Origin of the sequence: Pseudomonas sp. PS01299, assembly GCF_029960145.1 — a bacterium.
Classification (GTDB): Bacteria; Pseudomonadota; Gammaproteobacteria; order Pseudomonadales; family Pseudomonadaceae; genus Aquipseudomonas; species Aquipseudomonas putida_A.
Window position 1 is genome coordinate 1 of sequence record NZ_JASCPO010000320.1, and the last position, 5,335, is coordinate 5,335.

Here is a 5,335-nt window from a genome sequence, read left to right on the forward strand (position 1 = left end):
GGGCTTGCTCGCGAAGGCGTCCGGTCAGTCAGCATCATTATTGAATGAACCACCGCATTCGCGAGCAAGCCCGCTCCCACAAGGGGGAAATGGGCCGACTCTGGATTTTGCGGAGGTCAGCCTGACGCTCGGTCGCACGACAATTCTCGACAACGTCACCTTCCAGGTGCAACCCGGCCACGTGCACGCCCTGGTCGGCCCCAACGGCGGCGGCAAGAGTTCGCTGATCAAGACCTTGCTCGGGCAAATGCCGCATCAAGGCCAGTTGAGCCTGCACTGGCCCGGCCAACCCGGCACCATCGGCTACGTGCCGCAGGCGCTGGAGTTCGATCGCGGCCTGCCAATCACCGTCGACGATTTCATGGCCGCCATGTGCCAGCGCCGCCCGGCGTTTCTCGGCCTGAGCAAGCACTACGCCAAGGCCATCGGCGAGGCGCTGGAACGGGTCGGCATGCAGGACAAACGCAAGCGGCGCATGGGCGCGTTGTCCGGTGGCGAACGGCAGCGCGTGTTGCTCGCTCAAGGCTTGATCCCGGCTCCGCAATTGCTGGTGCTGGATGAGCCGATGTCGGCCCTCGACGAAGCCGGGATCCAGGTGTTCGAACGCCTGCTCGGCGACTGGCGCGCCGCTGGCATCACCGTGCTGTGGATCGAGCACGATCTGGAAGCGGTCAAGCGTCTGGCCGACCGGGTCACCGGTCTCAACCGCCGCGTGCTGTTCGACGCTACGCCGCAACAGGCACTGACCCCGGAACGCCTGTTGAGTCTGTTTTCCACCCATCCACGGAGCGCGGTCTGATGAGTTACGAAGCCTTTCGTCTGATGGTTCAGGGCTGGGCGTCGTCCGGTTACCTGCCGGAAGCGCTGGCCTACGGCTTTGTGGTCAACGCATTGCTCGCCGGCCTGTTGATCGGTCCGGTGCTCGGTGGCCTCGGCACGCTGGTGGTGGTCAAGCGCTTTGCGTTTTTCTCCGAAGCGGTCGGGCACGCGGCGCTGACCGGCGTGGCCATCGGCATTCTGCTCGGCGAACCCTACACCGGGCCGTACGGCAGCCTGTTCGGTTACTGCCTGTTGTTCGGCATCCTGCTCAACTACCTGCGCAACCGCACCGGCCTGGCGCCCGACACCCTGATCGGCGTGTTTCTCTCGGTGTCGCTGGCGCTTGGCGCGAGCCTGCTGTTGATTCTGGCCGGCAAGATCAACGTGCACATTCTGGAGAACGTGCTGTTCGGTTCGGTGCTCACCGTCAACGGCAACGATCTGCTGGTGCTGGCCATCGTCGGTTCGCTGGTCATGGCGCTGGCGCTGCCGTTGTACAACCGGATCATGCTCGCCAGTTTCAACCCGCAACTGGCGGCGGTGCGCGGCGTCGCGGTGAAGACTCTGGATTACCTGTTCGTGATTCTGGTGACGCTGATCACCGTCGCGGCGGTGAAGGTCATCGGCGCGATTCTGGTCGGCGCATTGCTGGTGATTCCGGCGGCGGCAGCGCGCTTGCTCAGCCAGTCGCTCAAGGGCTTCTTCTGGTGCTCGGTGCTGATTGCTACCGTCAGCACGCTGTGCGGGATCCTCGCGCCGATCGTCTTCGATCTGCCGATCCCGTCCGGCGCCGCGATCATTCTGGTCGCCGGCATCGCCTTCGCCCTCGCCGCCATCGCGCGCGGGGTTGTCCCGAGTCTGAAAGGGAACCTTGGATAAATGATATTCTCACTGCGAAAACTGACCCTGGCCATGGCCCTGTGCGGCGTGGTCGGCAGCCCGTTGCTGGCGGCTGAAAACACCAAACCATTGCGCGTACTGGCCTCGCTGCCCATCACCTACGGCCTCGGCGAAGTGCTGCTCAAAGGCACCGACATCAGCCTGGAGCGCGCGGCCCCGGCGAATCTGCCGGGCAGCCGTCAGACCGCATACTTCACCGGTCGCGGCGCTCCGGCGCTGGGCAAACTGGCGAGCAATGCCGACGCGGTGATCGGCGTGCGCTCGCTGTGGGCCGATGATCCGCTGTACCCGATCGCGCGGCGCAGCAACATTCGCATTGTCGAAGTCGACGCGGCGCGCCCGGTTGATGGCGCCCTGCCGGGGATCGCCGTGCAACCGGGGCTGAAGGTCGATGGCTTGAACAGTCAGCCATGGCTGGCGAGCAACAACATGGGACGGATGGCCGACGTGATCGCGGCGGATCTGGTGCGTCTGGCGCCGTCCGCCAAGCCGAAGATCGAGGCTAATCTGGCGGCACTGAAACAGCGCCTGCTCAAGCTCAGCGCCGACAGCGAAGCGCGCCTGGCCGAGGCTGAAAACCTGAGCGTGATGAGCCTCAGCGATCACTTCGGTTACCTGATCGGCAGCCTGAATCTGGAGCTGATCGGCCAGGACGCGCGAGCAGATGCCGAGTGGACAGCCGAAGATCTGAAGAAGCTCACGGCGACGCTGAAGGACAACGACGTGGCGATGGTGCTGCATCATCGTCAGCCGTCGGAAGCGGTGAAAGCGGCGATTGCCGAGTCGGGGAGTCATTTGCTGGTGTTGAGCACCGATGCCGAAGATCCGGTGGCGGAGCTGGAAGGCAATGTCGATTTGCTGCTCAAGGAGTTGAGTGGGGCGTAGTTTCAGTTACACCGCGTTATCGTTCTTCGCGAGCAAGCCCGCTCCCACAGGGGGGGTTGTGTGCAGCGCAGATCCAATGTGGGAGCGGGCTTGCTCGCGAAGAGGCCCGCCAGAACAACACCATTGCGAGCAATGAAAAAACCCGCTGCCTGTCACCAGTCCAGCGGGTTTGTTTTTGCCTGGCAGATTATTGAGCGGCCGCCTGCCCTTCCATCTTCTGTCGCAGGCTCAGCGGACGCATGTCGGTCCAGACTTCTTCAATGTAGGCCAGGCATTCCTTCTTCAGGCCGCTCTTGCCCACGGTGCGCCAGCCCTCCGGCACGGCTTTGTAATCCGGCCAGATCGAGTATTGCTCTTCGTGGTTGACCACGACCTGAAAGAGGATGTCCTCGCGGTCGAATACTGACGTCATGCTGGTTCTCCATCGTTGTAAGGGTGGGCTGCACCGGGGGTGCAGCCGGGTATGTAGTAAGAACGTTCGGCGCTGCGAAAAATTTACTCGGCGGCGGCGGTGGCGGCGGCCAAGGCCCGGCCGAAGATCTCGGCGACGCGGTCGATTTCGGCGGCGGTGATCACCAACGGCGGCAGGAAGCGCACCACCGCGCCATGCCGGCCGCCCAGTTCGAGAATCAGCCCACGCTTGAGGCATTCGCGCTGCACCAGCGGTGCCAGACGCGCGAACGCGGGTGGGTGACCGAGCGCATCCGGCGCGCCGTTCGGGTCAACCAGCTCAACGCCCAGCATCAAGCCACGACCACGAATATCGCCCAGTTGCGGGAAGTCGCGTTGCAGGATCCGCAGATGTTCGCTCAGACGCTCGCCCATGGCGGCGGCGTGTTCGCAGACCTTGTGCTCAAGCAGATAACGCATCACCGCGGAACCGGCGGCCATCGCCATCTGATTGCCACGGAACGTGCCCGCATGGGCACCCGGTTGCCAGGTGTCGAGCCAGTCGCGATAGACCACCACCGCCAGCGGCAGGCTGCCGCCGATGGCTTTGGACAACACCACCACGTCAGGGACAATACCGGCATGTTCGAAGGCAAACATTTTGCCGGTGCGGGCGAATCCGCTCTGGATCTCGTCGACGATCAGCGCCACACCGGCCTTCTCGGTGATCCGACGCAAGCCGCGCAGCCACTCGATATCGGCCGGGATCACCCCGCCCTCGCCCTGCACCGCTTCGACGATCACCGCTGCCGGCAACTGCACGCCGGCTTCAGGATCGTTGAGCAGGTTTTCCAGATAACTCAGGTTGGCTTTGACCCCGGCCGCGCCGCCGAGACCGAACGGGCAACGGTAGTCGTAAGGGAACGGCATGAATTGCACGCCGTTGCTGAGCAAGGCGCCCAGCGGCTTTTTCGGCCCCAGACTGCCCATCAGGCTCAATGCGCCCTGGCTCATGCCGTGATAACCGCCGGAGAACGACAACACCGTGCTGCGCCCGGTGGCGGTGCGCACCAGTTTCAACGCCGCTTCCACCGCATCGGTACCGGTCGGGCCGCAGAACTGGATTTTCGCTTCGGCCGCCAGTGCTGGCGGCAGCAAACCGAACAGGTCCTGGACGAACTGATCTTTCACTGGCGTGGTCAGGTCGAGGGTGTGCAGCGGCAGCTCATCGGCCAGCACTTGCTGGATCGCCTCGATTACCACCGGGTGGTTGTGCCCCAAGGCCAGAGTCCCGGCACCGGCCAGGCAATCGATGAAGGTCCGGCCTTCGACATCTTCGACGTACAGGCCCTTGGCGCGCTTGAGTGCCAGCGGAATGCGTCGCGGATAGCTGCGGGCATTGGATTCCTGCTGGCTCTGCCGGGCCAGTAGTGGTGATTCGTTGAACTGATACAGGGTTTCCGCCGTCGCGGAGCTGATCCGGGCCGACGACTCTTCGATAAGGCTGGTGGCGACTGACATCTCTCGACCCCTCAATACGCTATGGATAGTGACCAAAACAGCACACTGCACAGGTGCGCGTTCCGGTCGCGGGGCGCACATGCAGGTTTTCCTGTTCTGGAAACGCTTAAGCGGGGCGAGGATTTAGACCCTTGATCGAGATGTCAGTCGGACAATGGCAACAGCTTGTGCAGCGTAACGCGGTGCAAGCCCTGATCGCTGGCGCGTGGCACTGCATCGCAGTAGCCCAGATGCCGATAAAAAGCCGCGCCGCTACGTGTGCTGGCGATGCGCGCCTGCGGCACACCACGAATCCGCAGCCAGCCTTCAAGGTCGGTCATCAGGGCGCGCCCTGCGCCACGGCGAAACCATTCCGGCTGCACATGACAAAAGCCTATCTCACCGCTGGCCGTGGCCATGCCGACACCCACCGGTTTGTCCTGCAACAAGGCGATATTCAGGTAGCAATGCGCGTCGGCAAGGTGCGCGCTGATGACGTCGGCAGATTGTCGGCCGATCCAGCGGCTGACCAGTTGCGGATCGTTGCGGTGTTCGAGCGCACAACCGACGCGAATCGATCGCTCGATGATGCGACTGATGATGCCGGCGTCGGCAGGTTTCGCCGGGCAGATGCAGATCGATGCTTCCATGGCGCGTTCCCTCAATCCATTGAGTCAGAGCAGCCCCGACCTTAACGCCGAGGCCGGCGAATCACCAACGCAGAGACGTTACATTTGATGTGCCACACCACGGATCCCCTAATGTGGGAGCGGGCTTGCTCGCGAAGGCGGCGTGCCAGTCAGCAACCTGTCGACTGACCGGACGCCTTCGCGAGCAAGCC

6 protein-coding genes are annotated in these 5,335 nt (G+C 63.4%); 3 read left to right on the forward strand and 3 right to left on the reverse strand.

From position 1 onward, the window contains the following. The first annotated feature begins 40 nt into the window (after nucleotides 1–40). The 3 genes from QMX91_RS28775 to QMX91_RS28785 are packed head-to-tail and all read left to right on the forward strand — an operon-like array spanning nucleotide 41 to nucleotide 2,604. Nucleotides 41–799 (forward strand): metal ABC transporter ATP-binding protein, encoded by a 759-nt coding sequence (locus tag QMX91_RS28775; RefSeq protein ID WP_282413752.1) that lies wholly within the window; start codon nucleotides 41–43, stop codon nucleotides 797–799. Further along, complete coding sequence (locus QMX91_RS28780; RefSeq protein WP_003226663.1) at nucleotides 799–1,698, forward strand: metal ABC transporter permease; 900 nt, start codon at nucleotides 799–801, stop codon at nucleotides 1,696–1,698. The genes QMX91_RS28775 and QMX91_RS28780 overlap by 1 nt, the downstream gene beginning before the upstream one ends. Then, nucleotides 1,699–2,604, forward strand: a complete 906-nt coding sequence (locus QMX91_RS28785) for a zinc ABC transporter substrate-binding protein (RefSeq protein WP_282413750.1) — start codon at nucleotides 1,699–1,701, stop codon at nucleotides 2,602–2,604. A gap of 187 nt (nucleotides 2,605–2,791) precedes the next feature. Here QMX91_RS28785 and QMX91_RS28790 read toward each other — a convergent pair whose 3' ends face one another. From QMX91_RS28790 to QMX91_RS28800, 3 genes are all read right to left on the reverse strand, one after another. Further along, the gene (locus QMX91_RS28790; RefSeq protein ID WP_003226665.1) at nucleotides 2,792–3,016 is read right to left on the reverse strand and encodes an MbtH family protein; all 225 of its coding nucleotides are present in this window, start codon (nucleotides 3,014–3,016) and stop codon (nucleotides 2,792–2,794) included. A gap of 83 nt (nucleotides 3,017–3,099) precedes the next feature. Then, nucleotides 3,100–4,515 (reverse strand): aspartate aminotransferase family protein, encoded by a 1,416-nt coding sequence (locus QMX91_RS28795; RefSeq protein ID WP_282413751.1) that lies wholly within the window; start codon nucleotides 4,513–4,515, stop codon nucleotides 3,100–3,102. 143 nt (nucleotides 4,516–4,658) lie between these two features. Continuing rightward, a complete protein-coding gene (locus QMX91_RS28800) occupies nucleotides 4,659–5,144 on the reverse strand; it encodes a GNAT family N-acetyltransferase (RefSeq protein WP_134786987.1) in 486 nt (161 codons plus the stop codon). Nucleotides 5,145–5,335 lie beyond the last annotated feature (191 nt).

Bases quoted from the DNA above. Each gene is read 5' to 3' on its own strand.
- QMX91_RS28780 (WP_003226663.1), top strand. From the start codon at position 799: ATGAGTTACGAAGCCTTTCGTCTGATGGTTCAGGGCTGGGCGTCGTCC.
- QMX91_RS28785 (WP_282413750.1), top strand. From the start codon at position 1,699: ATGATATTCTCACTGCGAAAACTGACCCTGGCCATGGCCCTGTGCGGC.
- QMX91_RS28790 (WP_003226665.1), bottom strand. From the start codon at position 3,016: ATGACGTCAGTATTCGACCGCGAGGACATCCTCTTTCAGGTCGTGGTC.
- QMX91_RS28795 (WP_282413751.1), bottom strand. From the start codon at position 4,515: ATGTCAGTCGCCACCAGCCTTATCGAAGAGTCGTCGGCCCGGATCAGC.
- QMX91_RS28800 (WP_134786987.1), bottom strand. From the start codon at position 5,144: ATGGAAGCATCGATCTGCATCTGCCCGGCGAAACCTGCCGACGCCGGC.